Origin of the sequence: Flavobacterium sp. 9 (assembly GCF_002754195.1) — a bacterium.
In the GTDB taxonomy this organism is placed as follows: domain Bacteria; phylum Bacteroidota; class Bacteroidia; order Flavobacteriales; family Flavobacteriaceae; genus Flavobacterium.
The window spans coordinates 6,229,041-6,251,587 of sequence record NZ_PEEU01000001.1; the positions used below are offsets into that span (position 1 = coordinate 6,229,041).

Consider the following 22,547-nt stretch of genomic DNA (forward strand, 5'->3'; position numbering starts at 1 on the left):
ATTTATATAAATTACCTTTTTATTGATAATTTGTCATAATATTCTATCGGATTAATGGGGCAATAGAACTTAAGGAGAAGTGTTTTATGAAAAACTTACAAGTAGCCACTTTTGGTGGTGGATGTTTTTGGTGTATAGAAGCTGTAGTTCAGCGTTTAAAAGGTGTAGAATCTTTAAAATCAGGTTATTCAGGCGGTTTTATTAAAAATCCTCCATATCGTGAAGTTTGTACAGGCAGAACCGGTCATGCAGAAGTTATAAAAGTAACTTTTAATCCTGACATAATTTCATATCACGATTTGATTTTTATATTCATGACAAGTCACGATCCAACAACTTTAAATCGTCAGGGAGCTGATGTTGGAACACAATATCGTTCAATTATTTTATATCATAACGCAGAACAAAAAGCGGTCGCAGAACAAGTTATTGAAGAAGTTAAACCATTTTATGAAGATCCAATTGTCACTGAACTAAAAGCTTTTGAAGTATTTTATAATGCCGAAGAAGATCATCAAAATTATTACAATAACAATCAGGAAGCGCGTTATTGCCAGATTGTAATTGATCCGAAAGTACAGAAATTGAAAAAAATGTACGCCAATAAATTAATTGACTAAATAAAAGTTTTAGCCACTTCCGATAACTATCGGGATAAAAGGAGGAAAATGGTTTTCCTTACTTACTTTTAGATCTCATAGGTTTAAAAAGAATCATTTAAATCTTCGAATCCCGATAGTTATTGGGAGTGGCTTAAAAAATAACACAAATGAAAAATTTAAAAATAAATAACAGATTTACTGCTGAATTACCCGCAGATCCAAACGAAGTCAATGAAGTTCGTCAGGTTTCTAATGCGCTTTTTTCTTATGTAAATCCAACAAAACCATCAAATCCTAAATTGATTCATGCTTCTCAGGAAGTTGCTGAATTGATTGGAATTACGGCTGATGAAATTCAATCTGAAGCTTTTTTGAATACCTTTTCAGGGAAAGAAGTTCTTCCTGAAACGCGTCCTTATGCAATGTGTTATGCAGGGCATCAATTTGGAAATTGGGCCGGGCAACTTGGTGATGGACGTGCTATTAATTTGACGGAAGTAGAAAATAAAAATGAGTTTTTTACACTTCAGTTAAAAGGTGCAGGAAAAACTCCATATTCAAGAACTGCTGATGGTTTGGCTGTTTTACGATCTTCTGTCAGAGAGTATTTATGTGCCGAAGCAATGTATTATTTGGGAGTTCCCACTACCCGATCACTTTCGCTGATGTTATCTGGTGACGAAGTTTTGCGAGACATTCTGTATAACGGAAATCCGGCTTATGAAAAAGGTGCTATCGTTTGTCGTGTTGCGCCGTCATTTATTCGTTTTGGAAGTTTCGAAATGTTGACAGCGCGAAATGAACTCAAAAATTTAAAACAGTTTGTTGAGTACAATATCAATCATTATTTCCCTGAAATAAAAGGCGAGCCAAAAGAACAATATTTACAATTCTTTAAAACCGTTGCAGATAAAACACGTGAAATGATTTTGCATTGGCAACGTGTGGGTTTTGTACATGGCGTGATGAATACTGATAATATGTCGATTCACGGAATCACGATTGATTACGGACCTTATGGTTGGTTAGAAAATTATGATCCAAATTGGACTCCAAATACAACAGACAGCCAAAATAGAAGATATCGTTTTGGAAATCAACCTCAAATTGCACAATGGAATTTGTATCAATTAGCAAATGCAATTTATCCGTTAATTAATGAAGCTAAACCTTTAGAAGATATACTTGAATCTTTTATTACAGATTTCAATTCTGATTATAAAATTATGTTTTTAAGTAAATTAGGATTGTTTATTTCTAGTAAAACTGACGATGAATTAATTGATTCTCTGGAAACTACTCTACAATTATCTGAAACTGATATGACTATCTTTTTTAGGAATTTAAGCAAGATTCAAAAATCAGATTCTGTTGAAAAAGCAATCGAAAAAATTCAGGATTCTTTTTATATCGCTGAACAAATTACTGGTGAAATATTAGATTCCTGGAAAAAATGGTTTACTCTTTATATCGAAAGATTAAATGAAGAAAAACTTTCGGATAAAGAACGTTCAGAGAAAATGAATACAATTAATCCAAAATATGTTTTAAGAAATTATATGTCTCAATTGGCAATTGATGCAGCAGATCAAGGCGATTATTCCTTAATAAACGAGTTATATTTGTTATTGCAAAAGCCATATGATGAACAACCGGAATATGAAAAATGGTTTGCAAAACGACCGGATTGGGCACGATCTAAAGTTGGTTGTTCAATGCTTTCTTGTAGTTCTTAAAAGTATTTTTGCCACGAACTTTTTATTGAAATAGTATGTCACATTGAGCGAAGTCGAAATGCACACAAAGTGTTCTCGACTTCGCTCGAACTGACAACAACAATTCGTGAAAATTCGTGAAATTCGTGGCAATTTTTTTTTTATTTTGAAGTAATATAATCTACAATCATATTTGCGTGAATGCGTGAATTTTCGATAAACCATTTGTGAGTATGCATTCCGCCACAAACAACTCCTGCAAGAAATAATCCGTCAATATTTGTTTCCATAGTTTCTGGATTGTAAGTTGGTGTTTTTAGTTCATCTTCAGATAGTTTAATTCCCATTTTTTCAAGAAAAGTGAGATCAGGTTTATATCCGGTTAATGCCAGAACAAAATCATTTTCTATAGTAACTTTTCCTGTTGGAGTTTCAATTTCAACTTCATTTTCTCGAATTTCAGTAATATTCGATTCAAAATAAGCTTTGATACTTCCTTCAGCAATTCGGTTTTCGATATCTGGTTTTACCCAATATTTCACCCTGCTGTTTATTTCGTTTTTACGAATAACCATTGTTACATTCGCCCCTTTTCGCCAACATTCTAAAGCGGCATCAACAGACGAATTATTGGCGCCAACAACAAGAATATTTCTAAAAGCATATTCATGCGCTTCTTTATAATAATGTCTCACTTTTGGCAACTCCTCGCCTTTTACATTCATTACAATCGGAATATCATAAAAACCTGTTGCAATTACCACATTTTTTGCTTCGTACAAAGCTTTATCTGTTGTAATAGTAAAGGAACCGTTTTCTTGTTTTTGTACTTCAGTTACTTTTTCAAATAAATGAATTGAAAAATTAAAATAACGATGAATATTTCTGTAGTATTCTAAAGCTTCCTGACGTCCGGGTTTTGGCGCTAAGCAATTAAACGGAATATCACCAATCTCAAGTCTCTCTGCAGTAGAGAAAAAAGTCATGTATAAAGGATAATTGAAAATGCTATTTACAATAGCTCCTTTTTCAATAATTAAATAACTTAGATTTTTCTTTTGAGCTTCAATTGCACAAGCCAGCCCAATTGGACCGCCGCCAACAATGATCAAATCATATTCTTTCATAACTTTATTTCTCCCAGTATTTAAAAGGATTTTTACTCAAATAAGCATTATAATATCTTGGATCATTTGTAACTTCATCTCCTAACCAATCTGGTTTTTCAAAAGATTCTGTTTCAGATTCCAATTCGATTTCGGCCATTACTAAACCCTCATTTTCACCATAAAACTCATCAATTTCAATAGTGTGTTTTCCCGATTTTACTTCAAAACGAGTTTTTTCGATTTTGCCTTTTTCGCATAATTTAAGTAATTCCAATGCTTCGCCAAGTGGAATTTCATTTTCCCATTCAAAACGAGACATTCCTCCTTGCTGCCCTATTCCTTTTATAGTTATGAATCCTCTTTCACCTTTAACTCTAACTCTCACAGTTCTTTCTGGCACTGAACTTAAATATCCCTGAGCTATTCTGTTTTGGGTAAAAGCTTGTTCTTTAAAATCATCTGATTTTACAAGAAACTTTCTTTCTATTTCGAGCATTTTGTGTTTAAATTAATTTTTTTATGCAAGTTACTCAATTTCATTAAAACAATCGAAATCTTTAAACTTCATCTTTTTAGGCAATTTTCTACAGTAAAGCTTCCTAATAAAATATTAAGAAATACCTTATTTTGATATAAAAATAACTTATTGATAAACAGGTACATAAGTTTTTATTTATTAAATTTGAGTAAATTTTAAATCAAATTTTTTATGTCTAAAAAAGCACTTTACCTATTAGGAATTGTAATAACTATAATATTAGGTACGTTTTTGTACTTGAAATTTTGTTGCAATTGCAATGTAGAAACACCACCAGTTGGTACTGAAAAGGTCACAAATGTGGTAGTCAAGGACACCAATTTTGTTCCTTTTATTCTTAGCGGTACAGGAATTGACTATCGTACAAATGACAATCTCAAGTTCCTGAAAAACAGTTCGGCATTAATTACGCCAGTAAGTGATTCTGTAAATGTTGGAATTGAAAATCTCAAAACATTTTTAGCTGCAAATGCAAAGCAAAAAGTTACGATAACGGGTTACGCTACTTCTGATGAAACCAATACAACTAGTTTTGAAAATCTTGGTTTAGCGAGGGCAAACGATATTAAAAATTACTTTGTTTCTAAAGGTTTACCGGCGGCTCAATTTGATACAAAAGGCGAAGTTATTGATAAATGGAAAACGAGCGGTGATACTCTTCTAGGTCCTGCCGAATACAAGTTTGAAGCTATTGACACAACTGCTGTTGCAAGTGATGAATGGACTGCTTTGAAGGATTCAATCAATGCCGATCCTTTGATCTTACACTTTAATACCAATAAATCAAGCAATAATCTAACTTCTGTCGAAAAATTAAAAGTTGGTGCTATTGTAAAATATACCGAACATGTCAAAGAAGCTGTTGTTTTAATTGTAGGACACAGCGATAACGTTGGAAATCGCGATTCGAATGTTGTTCTTGGACAAAAACGTGCTGAATTTTCTAAAAAATATTTATCGAAAAACGGTATCGATGCTTCCCGAATTGCAACAGAATCAAAAGGTCCTGATGAACCGGTTGGAGAAAATACAACTGCTCAGGGAAAAGCAAACAACAGAAGAACCGTAATTACAATCAAATAATTAATCAAAATATACTATTATGAATATACCTTGTATCTTAATACCTGCGCTAGTGGGATTAATCTGTGGAATTTTAGGTTACTTACTAGGAAAAATGAATTCTAAAGGAGATGATTCTCTTGCCTTGTCGCTACAAGCAGATTTAGATGCTTGTAAAGCAAATACACGAAATTTAACTGCTAAAATCGCCTCACTTGAAGCTGATTTGGCTGCAAAAGCAAAAATAGCTCCATCAGTGCAATCATTTGCAGCAGCGGCAGCGCCAACAATACTTTTTGATAGCGCATTGGCAGCAACGGTTTACGGTAAAAAAATAAAAGAGAATGATTTGAAAATCGTTGAAGGAATCGGACCAAAAATCGAAGCTTTATTTAATGATGCCGGAATCAAAACCTGGTATGAACTCTCTCAGGCTTCTACTGAAAAACTTCAATCTATTTTAGATGGCGGTGGTGAGAATTACGCGATTCACAATCCTGGAACCTGGGCAAAACAAGCTTTACTTGCTTATGAAGGTAAATGGCAAGAGTTGAAAGACTGGCAAGAAGGTTTATTAGGAGGGAAAGAATAAAACCACGATCAAAATAACCCTGAAAACTGGCTTTACCGCCAGTTTTTTTATGCTTTTTCCAGAAAAGAAGAATCCCAGTTTTTAGCTTTATTATACCACAATTGTCCTTGTGAAACTTCAAGCGGGCAATCAAAATTATTGGTATAAAGTGCCCCGGTTCCTAAGCCTTGCGGCATTTCTGAATTTTGTAGAAAAGTCCATTGTGCGATTGCATTTAATCCAATATTACTTTCTAAAGCTGATGTAATCCACCAACCAATATTGTATTGATTTGCTAAATTTATCCATTCCAAAGTTCCTCTGAAACCGCCAATAAAGCTTGGCTTTAATATTATGTATTGAGGTTTGATTTGAAGCAGTAATTTTTCTTTTTCTTCTAATGAAAATACGCCAATTAGTTCTTCATCCAACGCAATTGGAAAAGGAGTGTTTTTACACAAATCAGCCATTGCTTCAATGTTTCCTTTTTTAATTGGCTGCTCAATACTATGTAATTGGAATTTATTAAGTTGTTCCAGTTTATTTAAAGCTTCATTCAAAGGAAAAGCACCATTCGCATCTACACGAATTTCTATTTCTTCTGCTGAAAAATGACTTCTGATAAAGTGTAATAATTCCAGTTCTTTTTCAAAATCTATAGCGCCAATTTTAAGTTTTACACAATTAAAACCATTGGCTATTTTTTCTTCGATTTGCTCTTTCATGAAAGAAGCCTCTCCCATCCAGACTAAACCATTTATAACAATAGATTTTGAATTATTTGTAAAATCAGATGGGAATAATACATATGGATTTTCACTTTTAAGTGATAAAAAAGCCATTTCGATTCCAAATTGTATGGAAGGAAATTCTAATAAAGCTTCCCAAAGTGCTGTTTCTCCCAAATGAATATTCTGGCAAGCCCATTGCAGCTTTTCTTCATAATCGTCTCGATCGTCAGCACTCAAACCACGAAGTATTCCGCACTCGCCTATCCCTTTTTTACCATTCTCTTCCAGAACAATAAACCAGGTTTCTTTCTCGGTCATAATACCTCGCGAAGTTCCTGAAGGACGCTTAAACTCGAGCATGTATTTGTGGTAAGTTGCTTTCATATTGTTATTTAAACCATATAAGTGATTTAAGAAAATTTAAGTTTTGCTTACTCGCACTACTACTTTAAATGAACTTAAATCACTTATATGGTTAAAGGAAATTTTAATTATAAAGATTTAAAACTTTTTCGAAGTCTTTTGATGGCAATCCTGCATTTTGGAAAACCGTGAAATCTTGTTTAGTTTTTTCTTTCCAACTCAAACTGTCTGTAACGTTTTGAGTTTGATATTTTTTATAGATGGCTTTTGCTTCGCTATATTCATCATTTACCAAATAAACGTGTGCTAAATTTAATTTGACTAATAATTCTGTATCGTCAAGTTTCTCGCCTTCTTTAAGAAATTTGATAGCTTTTGCATATTGTTTAGTCAAAATATAGCAATATCCAATAGAGCTGTAATCTACCGCCGTTGCTTTTCCGTCGTTTATAATCGTATTTAATTTCGGAATTGCTTCGTTGTATTTCTGAGCTTTTATTAATGATGCAATCTGAGTTCTTAAATCATTAAAAACGTTTTTAGAAATATCAGCATCTTTATAACACATGTTCCCGAAATCTTTATAAACCTTAGTTTTTTCGATTGCCAGCAATTTCTGAAATTCTGTGTAACGATATTGTTTCATGATTTTATCCAAAATGCAAACGCAGAAATCATCAGAATTGGCCATTTTTTGCGCCATTGTTGATGTTTTACAAAGACTTATGATTTCGTTTTTATTGTCTTGATTCCAACCACGATTTAATTTTGTGTCTACCCAAGGCACAACTTCCAAAACTATTTTCTGGTTTAATAACCAGTTTTTGCTGTGGAAACCAAACCAAATTGTACTTATATTATCGCCTAAACAAGATGATTTATCAAGCGATAATCTCTTTGCATCTTTGCTTAATGGTTCTTCCTGAGCGAAACAAGCTTTATCAGTTTTTCCGTCATCGATATACTTTTTAGCGCTATCATTTGAGGTAAAAAGCGCATATGAACAAGTATCATCACCAGAAATTTTAGACATTAAAAAAACTGCTCCGGCTGAACCCTGACTGATTCCGGTTGGATCCGGAATTGCTTTTAGTACTGAAACTAAACTATTTGTCATTTGTTGGTTTTCGTCTAAAAGTGTGATTCTGTATACGATTTCAGTTGTTCCAACGGGCAAATCTTCGGTTTTAAGAAGGATTCGGTCACGGGCAGAAACTATAATTTCTTTTGTAGTAGCACGTTCTTTGTCCCAATAACCGTCTTTTTGGGCGTATGAGCTATAAGAAACTGCAATTAAAAAAAACAGGGCAACTTTTTTTAAATTCATTTTATAAAATTTAGTTTAAATGTCTTATACAAATTTCAGGCCTAATTTTTTAACATTTCCCTAATTCTTTTTTCTGCTTCTTCTTTTGTGATTCCTTCGTAATAATCTTTTACAAATGGATGGTCAAAATCTTGATGCGGAAAAATTTCAGGTCTGTCGTTACCGCTTTTGGTAACAACTGTTGTTGGAATACTATTTGAGAATTGATATTGTGAAATATAATTGGAAAGCCATCCAAAATATTGCGTTTCATGGTTTTCATTGTCAAAGTTTTCAAGATAATCCTTAAAACTTGTTTCACTTAAGGAAACCCAGAAACCATATTCTAAATCTTGGCAATGGTCGTTAACTTTCTGAATTAAAACGCATCTGATAAAGCGATTTATTTCCTGATCTGAATATTTTATAACACAAAAGTCCGGATCGATTACTGCTATTTCTTCTTTTTCCTGATCGGAAAGATTGTGATAGCTATTTGGGGAATTGTACGTAAGTGCGGGCCAGCTAACATGCTCTTCTCCGCAACACTCACAAATAAATTTAATTTCGTCCATTTTTTATAAACGTAAAGGTGTTTTTAGCCCCGATTACTTCACTAATCTTTTATTTTCATAGGAGTTCAGTGAACTTCGTTTGAGGCGGTATCCTTTTTTGAGACAATTTTTCTTTGTCTCAAAAAAAGATATAGCCGAAAGCGGGATTAGCTCCTCCTTCGACTCCGCTCAGGATGACAATTTGACTCCGTTATAATCTCTATTCGGTTTAGTATAAAATGTCAAACTTTATAGTTCTATTGATTCTCCGATTTCAAGAAGCATTAAATCTTTTCCTTTATTAAAGAATTTACGGATTGCTTCTTCGTGATCGATTTTGATGTAACCAAAAGTATCAAAGTGATATCCTAAAATTTTATCGCATTCTACAAAATCTGAAGCAATGATAGCGTCCTCAACATCCATTGTAAAATTATTTCCGATTGGAAGTATTGCCAAATCCAGTTTTGTGCGCATCGGAATCAGTTTCATATCCATTGTCAATGCGGTATCTCCGGCAATATAGATGTTTTTGTGCTCGCCTTCGATTACGAAACCTCCGGGATTACCGCCGTAAGTTCCGTCAGGGAATGAACTTGAGTGTATTGCGCTTACATATTTTACTTTTCCGAAGTCAAATTGCCAGCTTCCTCCGTGATTCATTGGATGCGCTTTGAATTCTCTTTGAGCATAGTAACTTGTGATTTCGGCACCGGAAACGATCGTTGCATTTGTGCGTTTTGCAATCGCCTCAACATCCAGAACGTGATCGCCATGTGCGTGTGTAAGCAAAATATAATCTGCTTTTAGGGTATTTATGTCGATTGCTGATGCATGTGGATTTCCGGTAATGAAAGGATCAACAATAATATGTTTTCCTCCAACTTCAATGCCTAAAGAGGCGTGTCCGTAAAATGTGATTTTCATTTTTATAAAATTTTAAAGTTGAAACTTAATTTTATCTACCTCCTAAAAATAGATTAACAATGATGTCTGAAATCAATGAGATCATGCAAACTGTTAATAGTATTGAAAGTAAAAATGTGCTTAGCGCCAGTTTTTTTAATTCCGGATCTAAAAGCTTAGGGTTTTGATTTTTATAAACGGTAATTAAATGCTTAGTTAAAGGTATGTAAGCCAATAAAAACAAATATTGATCGAAATTATAATCGCTTAAAAAGGCAAAAATAACTACCAAAAGCATTGCTGTAATAATCAATGTAAAGTGATAAATCTTTGCTTTTGCTCCGCCAATTTTAACTACGATTGTATTTTTTCCTGATTTTCTGTCTGATTCTTCATCACGCATATTGTTCAGGTTTAAAACGCCAACGCTTAATAATCCGATAGAAATTGCCGGTAAGATTAAAAGTGGATCTACTTCTTTTGAATATAAAAAGTTCACACCCAATGTGCTTACAAGTCCGAAGAATATAAAAACAAATAAATCTCCAAATCCTCTGTATCCGTAAGCTGAGTTTCCTACTGTATAGCGAATTGCTGAAACAATTGCAGCAATTCCAAGTAATAAGAAAAAGATTGAGTATGCGAAATTAGTTTCTCCAAAAGCAAAATAAATCAGGATAATAGCTGATAATAATGTCAAAACAGACGTAATTACAATTGCTTTTTTCATGGCCTGAGGCGTAATAACTCCACTCTGAATTGCTCTTTGCGGACCAACTCTGTCAGCATTATCAGTGCCTTTTACTCCGTCTCCATAATCGTTTGCAAAATTGGATAAAACCTGTAAACCTAATGTTGTTAGTAGTGCAAAACCAAAGATTTTCCAGCTAAATACTTCTGTTGGTGTATTGATGGTTTCTGTTGGGTTTGATAAAGCATAAATACTTCCTACTATAATTCCCGAAACTGATAAAGGTAATGTGCGCAAACGTGCGGCTTCAATCCAATGTTTCATTATGTTTTGTTTAGTTAATTTTTTGTTTCAGGTTTCAAATTTCAGGTTCGTGACTTGAAACCTGAAACTTGAAACTATTTTTTAAAACTTTTTTATGGAAGCCATTTGTTTTCGCCAAAATTTGGTTTTCTTTTTTCTAAGAAAGCATTTCTTCCCTCTTTAGCTTCTTCTGTCATGTAAGCAAGACGTGTAGCTTCTCCAGCAAAAACTTGCTGTCCAACCATTCCGTCGTCTGTTAAATTCATCGCGAATTTTAGCATTTTTATAGAAGTTGGTGATTTTTGCAGAATTTCCTGAGCCCATTCATAAGCTGTATCTTCTAGCTCATCATGCGGAATCACAGCATTTACCATTCCCATATCCATAGCTTCCTGAGCAGAATAATTTCTACCTAAAAAGAAAATTTCACGTGCTTTTTTCTGTCCAACCATTTTAGCCAGATAAGCAGATCCGTAACCGCCATCAAAACTAGTTACATCGGCATCTGTTTGTTTGAAAATTGCATGTTCTTTACTTGCCAAAGTCATGTCGCAAACTACGTGCAAACTGTGTCCGCCACCAACTGCCCAACCCGGAACAACTGCAATAACAACTTTTGGCATAAAACGAATTAGTCGCTGAACTTCAAGGATATTCAAACGATGTTGTCCGTCTTCACCAACATAACCTTGGTGTCCGCGTGCATTTTGATCTCCTCCGCTGCAAAATGAATATACACCATCTTTAGTCGACGGTCCTTCGGCAGAAAGCAAAACTACGCCAATTGACGTATCTTCCTGTGCATCGTAAAAAGCCTGGTATAATTCTGAGGTTGTTTTTGGACGGAATGCATTTCTAACATTTGGTCTGTTAAAGGCGATTCTGGCAACTCCGTTACATTTTTTATAGGTTATATCTTCAAATTCTCTGGCAGTAATCCAATCCATTTCTATTTGTTTTATTTTAAATAATTATAGTGTAAAAATAAAGCATTTTTATATTTTTACCTACTCAATTTACTTTAAGTCTGTGCTAAAATTACTTTGAATGTTAACAAATAGGATTTACTTACAAAAAATAACATTTTTTAACATTAGTTTTAAAAAATAATATTTAATTTTACACCCTAGAAATCAATGAGATACATTTTATTTCATTGATATAAGATTGATTTTCTTTCACTGATTTATTAACCTAAAAAATGATTTTTTTGAGAAAATTTAAAAAATTTGTCGCTCATTTTTTTACGGTTTTTATTCATAAACCTGTGATTAATGGGCAAATGATTTATTCGTTTGTTGAAACTTCAAAAAGGAAATAGTAACACCTAAGGTTAAACGCTAGAATTGTTTAGTAATTAGTATAAAATTGATTACGAAAAGAGGAAAAAATGCTAACTAAAACTTTCTATAAGTTATTTTATCAAACCAAATGGACTAGCCGTGAACTTAAATTTTTGCTTTTAATATGAATGTATATATTGTTTAAAGACATACCGTTTCAGGAAGTAATTTCTAAAATTTTTAAAGCTATTATTTTTTGAATGGATTCGAATTTATTTTATTTCTGTTTTTTTTTAATTACAATTTTTTTTAAAACTAGAATAAAAAGGGAAAGGCTGCTTGTAATGAGCAGCCTTTCTTGTTATATATATTGTTATTTTTTAATCGTTATCAATTTCACCGGAACTTTGTTTGAATAAATAATTCCGTCAAATAAAACATATCCGTTTTCTTTTATCTCTTTTTTACGATCCTGACTTAATCTTTTATTGGTAAAAACGGAATCATTCTTTAAAGAAAGTGAACCTAAATTTGGTTTCTTCTTATCTATATTCGAAAACCACATTTGACTGTTTCTATAAGGCAAATTAATTACTGAAGTAAAATATTTTGTTTCTCCAGGCTGAAGAAAATAACCTTGTAATGATTCATCAATATCATTAACATATTCTAACTGGTATTTTCTAAAAACTTCATTCTTTCTTAAAAACTTAGAGATTATAGTATCCAGCTCTCTAATTTTTATTTGCTCAAAACCGTTGCCGCACATGTTTTCAGCTCTTGTGGAACTGCCATCTAAAATAGAATCGTTTTTATACATGCTAAAGCCAATCGAATTAAAAGTATAATCTTTTTTTCCTAAAGCTTCTCTGTAAAGATCTCGTTCTACGGTTCCCAGATTATTCTCGTTGAGCATTATAAAATATTTTTTATCTGAAATATTAGTTATTTTATAATGAAGAATGTTTTTTGAAAGGCTGTCGTATTCTGCATTTGGTTTATAAAAAACTTCCCGAAAATCATTCATATAAACATCTTCAACACAAACAATCTCATTTGTTAGTAATTCAAGCTTTAAATCTTTTTTGTTTTTTTCACATGAAAATAGAATCAAAAACAAAAAAACTAAACAGATCGTTTTTCTCATAAACTTTAAGCGTTTTAAATTCCAATTAAAAAAATCCAAATTCCAACTCGATATAACTTGGACTGCTGCGATACTTAAACATTCGGAATCTTTCCCAAGGTTGAAACCTTGGGCTATGTTGGGATAAATTTCACTAAAAAAATCCAAATTCCAAAACTTTGTAAAGTATTGGAATTTGGATTTTAAGAAATTTGGGATTTTAAAGAGACTATTCTTCTTTTATCAGATAAATTCCGTCTTCTTTGATTTCGATGAGTTTGTCTTTATATAAAGCTCCAATTGCTTTTTTAAAGGTTTTTTTACTCATTTTTAGTACCGTTTTAATGTCTTCCGGATGCGAAGCGTCATTTAGACGTAAAAAACCACGATTGGCTCTTAATTCATCTAAAATCTTCTCTGCATTTGGCTCAATACTTTGATAACCTTGCACTTGCAATGCAACATCTATTTTATTATCAGGACGAATGTTTTTGATATAACCACGCATTCTGTCTCCCGTTCTTATCGCATCGTCATAAACTTCGTCTTTGTACAACAATCCTTTGTGTTGTTCATTGATGATTACGTTGATTCCTAATTCGGTGATATGTGAAACGATCAAATCTACTTCTTCTCCTTTTTCAACGGTTAAGTTTTCATTGCTTAGAAATTGATTCAATTTACTTGAAGCTACCAAACGATTGGTTTTTTCATCCATATAAAGGTAAACTAAGTAACGTTTTCCTTTTTCCATCGGACGTGCTTGCTCTTTAAACGGAACAAGAATGTCTTTTTCCATTCCCCAATCCATAAATGCACCAACCTGATTGATGTAATTCACCCTTAAAAGCGAAAATTCATTCAATAAAATATAAGGTTCCAGCGTTGTTGCAACCGGACGTTGTTCATGGTCTAAATAAACGAAAACAATAAGCTCCTCGCCTATTTCAAATTCATTTGGAACGTATTTGTTTGGTAATAAAATGTCGTGAATTCCTTCAGGATCTTTTTCAGGATTTCCTAAAAATAAACCAACTTTGGTGTCACGTAATATAGTAAGGGTATTGTATTTTCCTATTTCAATCATATTCTTGAGGTTCTAAGCTATAAAGTAGCTGAGTTTCTAAGGTGCAAATGTACGAAGTTTGAAAATGGTTCGACGAATAATATTTTAGATAAAAGACAGTAAATTCTATTTTTATTGTAATTATTTCAAGTTCCGCATAAAATTGAAATAAAAAAGCACCAATAACGGTGCTTTTTGTATTTGTAATAATAGCAATTTACTTATTGTAAACACTTTCTTTTTTGAAGTGTACTGTCAATAGATAATAAACTACCGCTCTGTATTTATGTTTATTAGAATGTCCGTATTTTTCAAGAACTGCATGAATTGCAGCTTCTAATTCAGGTCCATTTGGCAATCCTAATTTTTTAATCAGGAAATTATTTTTAACTGTATCTATTTCAGAATGTTGCGTTGCTGCTACTGTTGAAGTGTCTGCATTGTATATAGACGGTCCGCAACCAATAGTTACTTTTGTAAGCAAATCCATGTTTGGTGTTACACCACATTTCTCTTTTAAGTCAGTTGCATACTTTTTAATTAATTCTTCTCTTGCGCTCATAATTTATTATTTAATGATTTTTCTTACTTTTTGAAGTCTCAAATCTAAAACAAATATTTAGTAATACGCAAAAATTAACATTATTTTTATTACAATTTAAATTAACTCTTTAAAGAACTGTTTTAGAATCACATCATTTTCAAATGTTGGCGTAAAAACTTCCAAAATAGTGGGCGCATTATTACTGTTATAAAGTAATTCTATATTTTTTTCTAAAGAATCTGAATCTGATGCCGTGAAATAATTCATCTTATACATTTTAGCCAAATGTTCAGCCGTTAAATGATGAGATGTTTCGAAAAACGTATTAAAAACTGGCTTTTCTTCGTGTCCAGGTAAAATCCTGAAAATTCCTCCCCCTCCATTATTAATCAAAATAATTTTGAAGTTTTGCGGAATATAAGAGTTCCATAAAGCATTGCTGTCATACAAGAAACTAATATCTCCGGTGATAAAGATATTTTGCTTTTCGTTTCCTACAGCGGCGCCAATTGCGGTTGATGTACTTCCATCGATTCCGCTTGTTCCGCGATTGCAAAAAACTTCTATTGATGGATCAATATCAATTAATTGTGCGTATCGTATTGCTGAACTATTACTTATTTGTAATTGAGTGTTTTTAGGCAAAGATTCTATCAGTTTTTCAAATGCTTTAAAATCCGAAAATGCAGTTCTTTCAAGATATTCTTTTCTTCTAATTTTTCTTAAATCATAAATTTTCTCAATTTTCGAAAAATAATCACTTTCCGCAAAAATAGTTTTAGGAAGTAAGTCTTTGAAAAAATCATTTGGCTGCATCACAAAATGATTTGTCAATGCATTAAAAGTATCATAAGCACGCAAAGTGTCAACATGCCAATGTTCTTTTGGCTGATACTTTCGTAGAAAAGCTTTAATTCGTTTAGAAACAATCATTCCGCCAAAAGTCACTAATATTTCTGGCTGTAATGCTTTAAAATCAGCATCTTCAAATGGTGTAATTAAAGTATCGATACTTGCAACAAAACTTGGATGATGCAAGTTCGAAGTCGTTTCTGTAAGAACCACAATTGACGGATCTTTTGCAAAATTTTCTATTATACTTTGATCAATAGAATTTGCTTCGTTTACGCCAATTAAGATTAATTTTTTCTTAGCTGAATTCCATTTTGAAATAACTTCTTCGCTATTTTCAATAATTTTAGTTCCAAGAATTTCTTCTGAATGTGTGATTGTTGATTGAACCAAAAGTTCTTCAACTGTTTCATACAAAGGTTCTTCGAAAGGCGCATTGATATGAACCGGGCCTTTTTGAAGAATTGCAGTTTCTATGGCTTTATTGATTTTTAAATCATTTTCTAGCGAAGCATCTTCGGTTAAATTAGCATTGAAAACCGAATGATTCTGAAAAACATTTTCCTGACGAATAGTTTGTCCGTCTCCAATATCAATTTTGCTTTGCGGACGATCTGCAGAAACAACAATTAACGGAATCTGACTGTAAAATGCTTCGGCTACAGCCGGATAATAATTCAATAATGCAGATCCTGATGTACAAACAATTGCAGTTGACTGTTTGGTTTGTTGCGCGATTCCTAATGCAAAAAAAGCCGCGCAACGCTCGTCAGCAATGCTGTAACATTTAAAGTTTGAGTTTTGAGCAAATCCTATCGTTAAGGGTGCGTTTCTTGAACCTGGAGAAATTATGATGTTTTTGATTCCTTTTGCAGAAAAAATTTCGATAATGCTTTGAGCAAGCGCTATTTTGGGGTAAATCATTCGTATGGTGTATTACTTTTTAAAGAAAAGCTTAATGTCTAAGTTTTCCTTTTTGATATTACAAAGTTACAAACTTCGCATTGGATTTAACTTATAAATAGGAAGATATTAAGAGCGTTTATAGAAAAAGGGAATATATTTGTAATAGCCAATTTTTGATTAAAATAAACTCGATATGCGTTTTCTATATATATTCTTTCTTTTTTTATCGCTGCAAACTGTAAAGTCTCAGAATCAGTTTGTTCCCGATGATACTCCTTATAAAAAAGCATTAGAAACTGCAAAATTGCAAAATAAACCTCTTTTTGTAATGCTTTACGCAGATTGGTGTCCGCATTGTAATCAAATGAAAAAAGAAGTTCTTAGCGATCCAAATGTGATGGATTTTCTGAAAGAAAACTACGTTTGCGCCTGGAAAAACATTGAAAAAGAAGAAGGAATTGCTCTTAAAGACAAGTATAATACCAAATCTTTGCCTACTTTCTTGTTTATTGATCCAAATAATGAAACGCTTTTATATGCTTTAAAAGGAGAAATGAAAACACCGGAATTTATGACGGAAGTAAAATATGCCTTAAATTCCAGAATGCAATTGCCTTATTTAGAAAAGGAATTTCTGGCTGATCCAAGTAATTCAACTAAGTTTTTTGCGTATTTAAACACATTGAAAAAAGGAAAAGACAGAACTGATTTATCAATTCCAACTCATATTTATCTTAATACACAATCTGATGCTCAATTAGTTTCTGAAACCAATTGGCGCGTAATAGCAAATGGTGTTACGGATATAAAATCGAGAGAATTTCAATATGTTCTAAAACATCAGAAAGAGTTTGCTGCCGTGGCTTCGCAAAATCGTGTAGACCGAAAAGTAGAAAGTATTGTAACGGAATTGCTTCGTCCTTATGTTGACAATTTAGATACTATAAATTACTATAAACAGCGCGAAGTTGCAAAATCTATTAAATTACAAAAAACAGATTCTCTTGTTTTCAAGTTTGATTTGACATTGGCAGAAAGAACTGAAAAATGGCAATTTTATAAAAAAGTAACGCTTGAAGATACCCAGAAACTGGTTTGGAATGATACTAGTTTCCTTAAAGATATTGGACAAACGTATTTAAAACATATTTCTGATACTGAGAGTTTAAAGAAATCTATTTTCTGGGTGAAACATTCTTTAGAATTAAATGATTCTTATGATGGAAATTTACTCTTAGCGAGACTTTATAATAAAATAAAGGATAAAAAGTTAGCTTTGCAATATGCCAAAGATGCGAAGGAAATTTGTACCGAAATGACCTGGAGTACAAAAGAAGTTGATACTTTATTGGCTGAATTAAACACAAAATAAAAGCATAAATCAAACAAAATGAGCCTTAATCTTAGACCTGCGACAACAAACGACTTAGAGAAAATTCTGGAAATTGTAAATCATTCTATTTTGCATACTACAGCAAATTATAGTTATGAGGTTCAAACTCTTGATGTTCAGACAAAATGGTTTGAAGACAAAAAAGCAAAAAAACTGCCTATTGTTGTGGCTGATTTAGATGGTGAAGTGGTTGGTTTTGGAAGTTATGGGCAGTTTCGAGAAAAAATTGGTTATCAATATACTGTAGAACATTCTGTGTATGTGGTTGATAATGTGATAGGAAAAGGTATTGGATCTAAATTACTTACAGAATTAATTAGATTGGCAAAAGAACAAGGTTTTCACGTTATGATTGGCGCCATTGACGCTGATAATGCTGGAAGTATTGCTTTTCATGAGAAATTTGGATTTGTTGCCACCGGAACAATTCGTGAAGTAGGTTATAAATTTGATCATTGGCTGGATTTGGTTTTTATGCAGCTTATATTGGTTTAGATATAAAGTGCGAATTTGCACGCGGATGACACGGATTCGCTATCGCGAAAACGCTGATTAAAACAGATTTTTTCTTATTTTGACGAAGGGATATATAGCAACTGTCTTCAAAAGCTTTGTCCCTTTGAACCTTTGCCTCTCTGAACCTAAAAAAAAATCCCAAAAATTTGAGTTTCTCAAATTTTTGGGATTTTTTTGACTTAAAAAGTTTTATTTAGCTTTTGATCCAGTTTATAACTTCTGGTTCTGTTACTAATGTTTTTGGTTTAATTACTTTTACCAATTCTCCTTTTTCGTTGATTAAGTATTTTTGGAAATTCCACTCTACTTCAGAATCCTGTAAACCATTTTTAGATTTTTGAGTAAGGAATTTGTAAACGTCACACATATCATCTCCTTTTACAGAAACTTTATCCATCATTGGGAAAGTTACACCATAATTTTGTTGGCAAAACGTTTCGATTTCTTTGTTTGTTCCCGGTTCCTGAGAAGCAAAATTGTTAGCAGGAAAACCTACAATTACAAAACCTTTGTCTTTGTACTCTTTATAAACAGCTTCAAGATCTTTGTACTGAGGCGTTAATCCGCATTTTGAAGCAGTATTAACGATCAAAATTTTCTTTCCTTTCAAAGATGCAAAATCAAATGGATCTCCTGACAAATCTGTTACTTTAAACTGATAGATTGTTTCTTTTGTCATCACTTTATCTGTTTTAGATACTTTAGTTTTACTTGTTTGTGCCTGAAGTTGAGAACTCAGGAAAAAGACCACGCTACAAGCTATAAATGCTATTTTTTTCATTGTTGATTTTTTTATAAAATTAGTTAAAATCTATATTACAGAAACTCTTTGCTTCTATTATTTTGTATTAAAGATTAGTTAAAAAAATGAAGCCTAACGTTAATCAGACGTTAGGCTTCCCCCCATACAAACAAATCAAACCATGAATTTACTATTGTGCTTTTATGCAATCTCTTTAAAATTATAGTTGATGCCTCGGTTATAATGAACTTTTTACTGAACTAAAATATTCTCAATTACGATTATTTTAATGGCGTGGATCTGACTAGTTTACTAATTCGTGTACGAGTGTAATTTCGAGTATGTATATAATTCTTTTAAAACGTTCGGCTGGAAGTCCGAAGACATCAACTATTTCATATTTTTATTTACTTTATAATTTATCTTTTGCGCTTGATGAAAAATTAGTCAACAAATAGAAAGATCTTGTTTTCTCTTCTTTTAATTTTTCTTTTCCAAAATTGGTAAGTGCCAGAACGGTGGTTAAACCAACGATCAATATTTTTAGGCTATTTATCTTACTCATAACTATTTTGTTTTTGTTTATTGAAATTTTGCTTTACCAATTAGTTTAAACAAATGTTAAATTTCACACTTTCCAAACTCCTTAATAAGCTTCTAATAATCAACTAAAAAGCTTTTTCTTTTTGGTTTCTGCTATTTTTCTAAATAATCATTTTATGTTATAATAGCATTTACGTAATTGGATTGCTTTTGGTTTTAAAAAAATGAAAAAAAAATAAACTTTTTTTCAAATCCCCTATTTTACTAGGGATACAGCTACTAAAAAAAATATAAAATTCCCGAAAAAATAAATTATCTTTATCTCAAGTAATGAAATAATGTTTAATATTTTTTGTTTAAACTTTAAAATCCAAATCTATGAGTCAAGAAGAATTGCTAGTTTTAATTTACAAGAAAGACGAAAGAGCTTTTACCCATTTGTACGATATGTACTCTAAAAGTTTGTTCTCTGTAATTAATGTTCTAATTAAAAACCGAGAAGAAGCTGAAGATGTTTTACAGGAAGTTTTTGTTAAAATCTGGAAAAACATCGATTCTTATAATGAAAGTAAGGGGCGTTTTTATACGTGGATCCTTAATATTGCTAGGAATACTTCGATCGACAAGCTGAGATCTAAAAATTTTAATAACAGCCAAAAAAACCTTTCCTCAGATAATTTCGTAAATCTGTTAGACGACAGTAACAAACTCGTTAATAAAATTGATACGATTGGTATACAAGAATTTGTAAAAAAATTAAAACCAAAATGTATTGAAATTATCGATTTGTTATTTTTTAAAGGATATACCCAACAAGAAGCTTCAGAAGAATTGGCAATGCCATTGGGAACTATCAAAACGCAAAACAGAAACTGTATTAACGATTTAAGAAATTATCTAAAAATATAATGGAAGCACAAGAATATATTGAATCAGGAACTCTAGAACTTTATGTATTTGGTCTCTTGACCGAAGTTGAAAATTTAGAAATAGCCGAAATGGCAAAGAAACATCCAGAAATGGATCAGGAAATTATAGCGATCGAAAAAGCTATTGTGGCTTTATCATCAAGCTTCTCTCCTTTTCACTCGGTAGCAAATTTCGAGAAAATAAAAGCTCGTTTAGAACTGAAGCATGGCAAAGTAGTCGACATGAAACCAGCATCAAACTGGTCTCAATATGTGGGCTGGGCAGCTGCGGTACTATTGCTTTTGGGTCTTGGCTACCAAACTTTAGAGTTGACAAAAACAAAAGAAGCAATCGCTACTGTTGGAACTGAAAAAAGTAAAATCGAAAAAGATTATGCTTTCTTAGACCAACAAAATAAACAAACGGAGAAGAGTTTAACTATTGTTAGAGATATCAAAAATACTGGTGTAACTCTTGGCGGACAAGCGGTTTCTCCAACTTCATTTGCAAAAGTGTATTGGAATAAAGATACCAAAACGACTTATATCGATGCGGCAGGTTTACCAAAACCTCCAAAAGGAATGGTTTATCAAGTTTGGGCTTTAAAATTAAGTCCTGTATTGACACCAACAAGTATTGGTTTACTGGATAATTTTGATGCAAATTCGCAAAAAATATTCGCTGTAGATCAAACACAATCTGCTGAAGCGTTTGGAATTACTTTAGAGCCAGCCGGCGGAAGTTTAACGCCAACAATGACTCAATTATATACTTTAGGAAAAGTTTAAAATTAAACTGGTCATAAAACTTAAAACGCGTATTATACTTTAATACGCGTTTTTTTGTTATTTTTAATTCAACTAACACTAAAATAACTATGAACGGAACTTTACTTTTGAGAATTGCTGTGGCAATTATTCTTTTAACTCATTCTATTTTTGGAATTTTTGATAACGGAATTAACGATTTTGGAAATTTATATCTCAATCAAATTGGCTTTGCTCCATTTGGCATCGCTATTGCCTGGAGTATTAAATTATCTCATATCGTTGCTGCTGTACTTTTAATCTGGAATAAATACATCAAGTTGGCTGGATTTGTCACCATTTTTGTTCTGATTATGGGAATTATTCTGGTACACTTTCAAGAAGGTTGGTTTGTTGTTGGCGGCGGACGAAATGGTGTAGAATATAACTTTTTACTGATTATCGTTTTGTTGGCAATTATGTATCCTGATGGATTTAAAAGAACCAAAATTTAAAATTTAAAAACTCAATTGCAAAAGTTAATATTCAAAACAAGATAGGAATGGAAATAATTTGCAAAAACTGTAAGCATGTTTTTCATGGAAAATATTGTAATAATTGCGGACAAACGGCTGAAACGCATAAGATAAACGCGCACTTTTTATGGCACGATATTCAGCATGGATTATTGCATTTTGATGTTGGAATACCGTATTCTATAAAACAATTATTTACAAGACCCGGACATTCTATACGGGAATTTATTGAAGGAAAACGTGTCAAACACTTTAAACCGTTGTCTTTGGTTGTAGTACTAGCCACGCTTTATGGTTTACTATATCATTATTTTCATATCAATTTATTTGCAAATACTGATAAAACAGAATTTGATTATGATACTTTTAATGAATGGATGGCGACGCATTTTTCGTGGACAACAATTGCAACTATTCCTATTTATACAATTGGAACTTATATCGCTTTTAGAAAACAAGGTTATAATTATGTTGAATATTTTGTACTGAATACTTTTAAGGCTTCGCAAAGAATCTTTGCGCAAATATTGATGTTTCCTATTCTATTGTATTCGCATAGTGCGTCACATCTTCAATGGTATTCGAATTTGACTTATATCGTTGGTATGATATTAATATTTTGGACTAATATTCAATTCTTTAATAAAATCTCAAAAACTAAGGCGTTCTTTTTGACTTTGTTGAGTCATGTGATCTTCTTGATTTGTTTCACGATACTTTTTGCATTGATTCTGGCTATAAAATCAATATTGTAAATAGTTGGTTTCAAGTTTTAGGTTTTCTTTGTTTCAAGTTTCATGAATTAGAGTTTTGTTTATTCTGAAATTTCTATTGAAACGATTGCCCTAGCCCTGATGGTAACGGCATCCTTTTTATTCGCTTTTTTGCGGATAAAAAGATATAGTGGACAGCAGGAAACAGCTCCTAAAACTTA

24 protein-coding genes are annotated in these 22,547 nt (G+C 32.3%); 10 read left to right on the forward strand and 14 right to left on the reverse strand.

Features of this window, described 5'->3' with window-relative positions:
* The first annotated feature begins 86 nt into the window (after positions 1-86).
* Together msrA and CLU81_RS26150 are read left to right on the forward strand one after the other, a co-directional pair.
* Entirely contained in the window at positions 87-620 is a 534-nt protein-coding gene (gene msrA, locus CLU81_RS26145) for a peptide-methionine (S)-S-oxide reductase MsrA (protein WP_099712523.1), read from the forward strand.
* A 149-nt stretch (positions 621-769) separates the two neighbouring features.
* Positions 770-2,338, forward strand: a complete 1,569-nt coding sequence (locus CLU81_RS26150) for a YdiU family protein (RefSeq protein ID WP_099712524.1) — start codon at positions 770-772, stop codon at positions 2,336-2,338.
* Between the two features lie 140 nt (positions 2,339-2,478).
* Here CLU81_RS26150 and CLU81_RS26155 read toward each other — a convergent pair whose 3' ends face one another.
* Positions 2,479-3,444 (reverse strand): YpdA family putative bacillithiol disulfide reductase, encoded by a 966-nt coding sequence (locus CLU81_RS26155; protein WP_099712525.1) that lies wholly within the window; start codon positions 3,442-3,444, stop codon positions 2,479-2,481.
* Positions 3,445-3,448: 4 nt separating this feature from the next.
* The gene (locus CLU81_RS26160) at positions 3,449-3,922 is read right to left on the reverse strand and encodes a CYTH domain-containing protein (RefSeq protein ID WP_099712526.1); all 474 of its coding nucleotides are present in this window, start codon (positions 3,920-3,922) and stop codon (positions 3,449-3,451) included.
* Positions 3,923-4,135: 213 nt separating this feature from the next.
* Here CLU81_RS26160 and CLU81_RS26165 point away from each other — a divergent pair, with 213 nt between their 5' ends.
* Together CLU81_RS26165 and CLU81_RS26170 are read left to right on the forward strand one after the other, a co-directional pair.
* Positions 4,136-5,047, forward strand: coding sequence for an OmpA family protein (locus CLU81_RS26165; RefSeq protein ID WP_099712527.1), 912 nt, complete (start codon positions 4,136-4,138; stop codon positions 5,045-5,047).
* Positions 5,048-5,066: 19 nt separating this feature from the next.
* Positions 5,067-5,618: a hypothetical protein gene (locus tag CLU81_RS26170; RefSeq protein WP_099712528.1), complete on the forward strand. Its 552-nt coding sequence runs from the start codon at positions 5,067-5,069 to the stop codon at positions 5,616-5,618.
* A gap of 47 nt (positions 5,619-5,665) precedes the next feature.
* Here the strand turns inward: CLU81_RS26170 and CLU81_RS26175 are convergent, their stop codons facing one another.
* From CLU81_RS26175 to menD, 10 genes are all read right to left on the reverse strand, one after another.
* Positions 5,666-6,712 (reverse strand): o-succinylbenzoate synthase, encoded by a 1,047-nt coding sequence (locus CLU81_RS26175; protein WP_099712529.1) that lies wholly within the window; start codon positions 6,710-6,712, stop codon positions 5,666-5,668.
* A gap of 103 nt (positions 6,713-6,815) precedes the next feature.
* Entirely contained in the window at positions 6,816-8,018 is a 1,203-nt protein-coding gene (locus CLU81_RS26180) for a M48 family metallopeptidase (RefSeq protein ID WP_099712530.1), read from the reverse strand.
* A 41-nt stretch (positions 8,019-8,059) separates the two neighbouring features.
* The gene (locus tag CLU81_RS26185; protein WP_099712531.1) at positions 8,060-8,572 is read right to left on the reverse strand and encodes a DUF2199 domain-containing protein; all 513 of its coding nucleotides are present in this window, start codon (positions 8,570-8,572) and stop codon (positions 8,060-8,062) included.
* A gap of 228 nt (positions 8,573-8,800) precedes the next feature.
* A complete protein-coding gene (locus tag CLU81_RS26190) occupies positions 8,801-9,478 on the reverse strand; it encodes a metal-dependent hydrolase (protein ID WP_099712532.1) in 678 nt (225 codons plus the stop codon).
* 31 nt (positions 9,479-9,509) lie between these two features.
* Complete coding sequence (gene menA / locus CLU81_RS26195; RefSeq protein WP_099712533.1) at positions 9,510-10,472, reverse strand: 1,4-dihydroxy-2-naphthoate octaprenyltransferase; 963 nt, start codon at positions 10,470-10,472, stop codon at positions 9,510-9,512.
* 92 nt (positions 10,473-10,564) lie between these two features.
* Positions 10,565-11,398, reverse strand: coding sequence for a 1,4-dihydroxy-2-naphthoyl-CoA synthase (locus CLU81_RS26200; RefSeq protein ID WP_035681238.1), 834 nt, complete (start codon positions 11,396-11,398; stop codon positions 10,565-10,567).
* Between the two features lie 709 nt (positions 11,399-12,107).
* The gene (locus CLU81_RS26205) at positions 12,108-12,881 is read right to left on the reverse strand and encodes a hypothetical protein (protein ID WP_144444573.1); all 774 of its coding nucleotides are present in this window, start codon (positions 12,879-12,881) and stop codon (positions 12,108-12,110) included.
* A gap of 208 nt (positions 12,882-13,089) precedes the next feature.
* A complete protein-coding gene (locus tag CLU81_RS26210) occupies positions 13,090-13,947 on the reverse strand; it encodes a S1 RNA-binding domain-containing protein (RefSeq protein ID WP_099712535.1) in 858 nt (285 codons plus the stop codon).
* Positions 13,948-14,143: 196 nt separating this feature from the next.
* Positions 14,144-14,488 (reverse strand): DUF2853 family protein, encoded by a 345-nt coding sequence (locus tag CLU81_RS26215; RefSeq protein WP_099712536.1) that lies wholly within the window; start codon positions 14,486-14,488, stop codon positions 14,144-14,146.
* Between the two features lie 96 nt (positions 14,489-14,584).
* Entirely contained in the window at positions 14,585-16,246 is a 1,662-nt protein-coding gene (gene menD / locus CLU81_RS26220; RefSeq protein ID WP_099712537.1) for a 2-succinyl-5-enolpyruvyl-6-hydroxy-3-cyclohexene-1-carboxylic-acid synthase, read from the reverse strand.
* Positions 16,247-16,421: 175 nt separating this feature from the next.
* On the opposite strand from menD, the gene CLU81_RS26225 reads away from it, so the two are divergent.
* Complete coding sequence (locus CLU81_RS26225) at positions 16,422-17,600, forward strand: thioredoxin family protein (protein ID WP_099712538.1); 1,179 nt, start codon at positions 16,422-16,424, stop codon at positions 17,598-17,600.
* A gap of 18 nt (positions 17,601-17,618) precedes the next feature.
* Entirely contained in the window at positions 17,619-18,116 is a 498-nt protein-coding gene (locus CLU81_RS26230) for a GNAT family N-acetyltransferase (RefSeq protein WP_099712539.1), read from the forward strand.
* 214 nt (positions 18,117-18,330) lie between these two features.
* On the opposite strand, the gene CLU81_RS26235 is transcribed toward CLU81_RS26230, so the two are convergent.
* A complete protein-coding gene (locus CLU81_RS26235; protein WP_099712540.1) occupies positions 18,331-18,918 on the reverse strand; it encodes a glutathione peroxidase in 588 nt (195 codons plus the stop codon).
* A gap of 373 nt (positions 18,919-19,291) precedes the next feature.
* Positions 19,292-19,444 (reverse strand): hypothetical protein, encoded by a 153-nt coding sequence (locus tag CLU81_RS26925; protein WP_158235374.1) that lies wholly within the window; start codon positions 19,442-19,444, stop codon positions 19,292-19,294.
* A gap of 356 nt (positions 19,445-19,800) precedes the next feature.
* Between CLU81_RS26925 and CLU81_RS26240 the strand changes: the two genes are divergently transcribed.
* From CLU81_RS26240 to CLU81_RS26255, 4 genes are all read left to right on the forward strand, one after another.
* On the forward strand, positions 19,801-20,331 hold the full coding sequence (locus tag CLU81_RS26240; RefSeq protein ID WP_099712541.1) for an RNA polymerase sigma factor: 531 nt from the start codon (positions 19,801-19,803) through the stop codon (positions 20,329-20,331).
* Positions 20,331-21,119, forward strand: coding sequence for an anti-sigma factor domain-containing protein (locus tag CLU81_RS26245; protein ID WP_099712542.1), 789 nt, complete (start codon positions 20,331-20,333; stop codon positions 21,117-21,119). Before CLU81_RS26240 ends, CLU81_RS26245 begins: the two co-directional genes overlap by 1 nt.
* Before the next feature lie 89 nt (positions 21,120-21,208).
* Entirely contained in the window at positions 21,209-21,592 is a 384-nt protein-coding gene (locus CLU81_RS26250) for a DoxX family protein (protein WP_099712543.1), read from the forward strand.
* A gap of 47 nt (positions 21,593-21,639) precedes the next feature.
* On the forward strand, positions 21,640-22,368 hold the full coding sequence (locus tag CLU81_RS26255) for a DUF3667 domain-containing protein (RefSeq protein ID WP_099712544.1): 729 nt from the start codon (positions 21,640-21,642) through the stop codon (positions 22,366-22,368).
* Positions 22,369-22,547 lie beyond the last annotated feature (179 nt).

Bases quoted from the DNA above. Each gene is read 5' to 3' on its own strand.
- CLU81_RS26215 (WP_099712536.1), bottom strand. From the start codon at position 14,488: ATGAGCGCAAGAGAAGAATTAATTAAAAAGTATGCAACTGACTTAAAA.
- CLU81_RS26205 (WP_144444573.1), bottom strand. From the start codon at position 12,881: ATGAGAAAAACGATCTGTTTAGTTTTTTTGTTTTTGATTCTATTTTCA.
- CLU81_RS26160 (WP_099712526.1), bottom strand. From the start codon at position 3,922: ATGCTCGAAATAGAAAGAAAGTTTCTTGTAAAATCAGATGATTTTAAA.
- CLU81_RS26180 (WP_099712530.1), bottom strand. From the start codon at position 8,018: ATGAATTTAAAAAAAGTTGCCCTGTTTTTTTTAATTGCAGTTTCTTAT.
- CLU81_RS26210 (WP_099712535.1), bottom strand. From the start codon at position 13,947: ATGATTGAAATAGGAAAATACAATACCCTTACTATATTACGTGACACC.
- CLU81_RS26155 (WP_099712525.1), bottom strand. From the start codon at position 3,444: ATGAAAGAATATGATTTGATCATTGTTGGCGGCGGTCCAATTGGGCTG.
- msrA (WP_099712523.1), top strand. From the start codon at position 87: ATGAAAAACTTACAAGTAGCCACTTTTGGTGGTGGATGTTTTTGGTGT.
- CLU81_RS26150 (WP_099712524.1), top strand. From the start codon at position 770: ATGAAAAATTTAAAAATAAATAACAGATTTACTGCTGAATTACCCGCA.
- CLU81_RS26245 (WP_099712542.1), top strand. From the start codon at position 20,331: ATGGAAGCACAAGAATATATTGAATCAGGAACTCTAGAACTTTATGTA.
- CLU81_RS26190 (WP_099712532.1), bottom strand. From the start codon at position 9,478: ATGAAAATCACATTTTACGGACACGCCTCTTTAGGCATTGAAGTTGGA.
- menD (WP_099712537.1), bottom strand. From the start codon at position 16,246: ATGATTTACCCCAAAATAGCGCTTGCTCAAAGCATTATCGAAATTTTT.
- menA (WP_099712533.1), bottom strand. From the start codon at position 10,472: ATGAAACATTGGATTGAAGCCGCACGTTTGCGCACATTACCTTTATCA.
- CLU81_RS26230 (WP_099712539.1), top strand. From the start codon at position 17,619: ATGAGCCTTAATCTTAGACCTGCGACAACAAACGACTTAGAGAAAATT.
- CLU81_RS26200 (WP_035681238.1), bottom strand. From the start codon at position 11,398: ATGGATTGGATTACTGCCAGAGAATTTGAAGATATAACCTATAAAAAA.
- CLU81_RS26250 (WP_099712543.1), top strand. From the start codon at position 21,209: ATGAACGGAACTTTACTTTTGAGAATTGCTGTGGCAATTATTCTTTTA.
- CLU81_RS26235 (WP_099712540.1), bottom strand. From the start codon at position 18,918: ATGAAAAAAATAGCATTTATAGCTTGTAGCGTGGTCTTTTTCCTGAGT.
- CLU81_RS26170 (WP_099712528.1), top strand. From the start codon at position 5,067: ATGAATATACCTTGTATCTTAATACCTGCGCTAGTGGGATTAATCTGT.
- CLU81_RS26165 (WP_099712527.1), top strand. From the start codon at position 4,136: ATGTCTAAAAAAGCACTTTACCTATTAGGAATTGTAATAACTATAATA.
- CLU81_RS26240 (WP_099712541.1), top strand. From the start codon at position 19,801: ATGAGTCAAGAAGAATTGCTAGTTTTAATTTACAAGAAAGACGAAAGA.
- CLU81_RS26185 (WP_099712531.1), bottom strand. From the start codon at position 8,572: ATGGACGAAATTAAATTTATTTGTGAGTGTTGCGGAGAAGAGCATGTT.
- CLU81_RS26175 (WP_099712529.1), bottom strand. From the start codon at position 6,712: ATGAAAGCAACTTACCACAAATACATGCTCGAGTTTAAGCGTCCTTCA.
- CLU81_RS26255 (WP_099712544.1), top strand. From the start codon at position 21,640: ATGGAAATAATTTGCAAAAACTGTAAGCATGTTTTTCATGGAAAATAT.
- CLU81_RS26925 (WP_158235374.1), bottom strand. From the start codon at position 19,444: ATGAGTAAGATAAATAGCCTAAAAATATTGATCGTTGGTTTAACCACC.
- CLU81_RS26225 (WP_099712538.1), top strand. From the start codon at position 16,422: ATGCGTTTTCTATATATATTCTTTCTTTTTTTATCGCTGCAAACTGTA.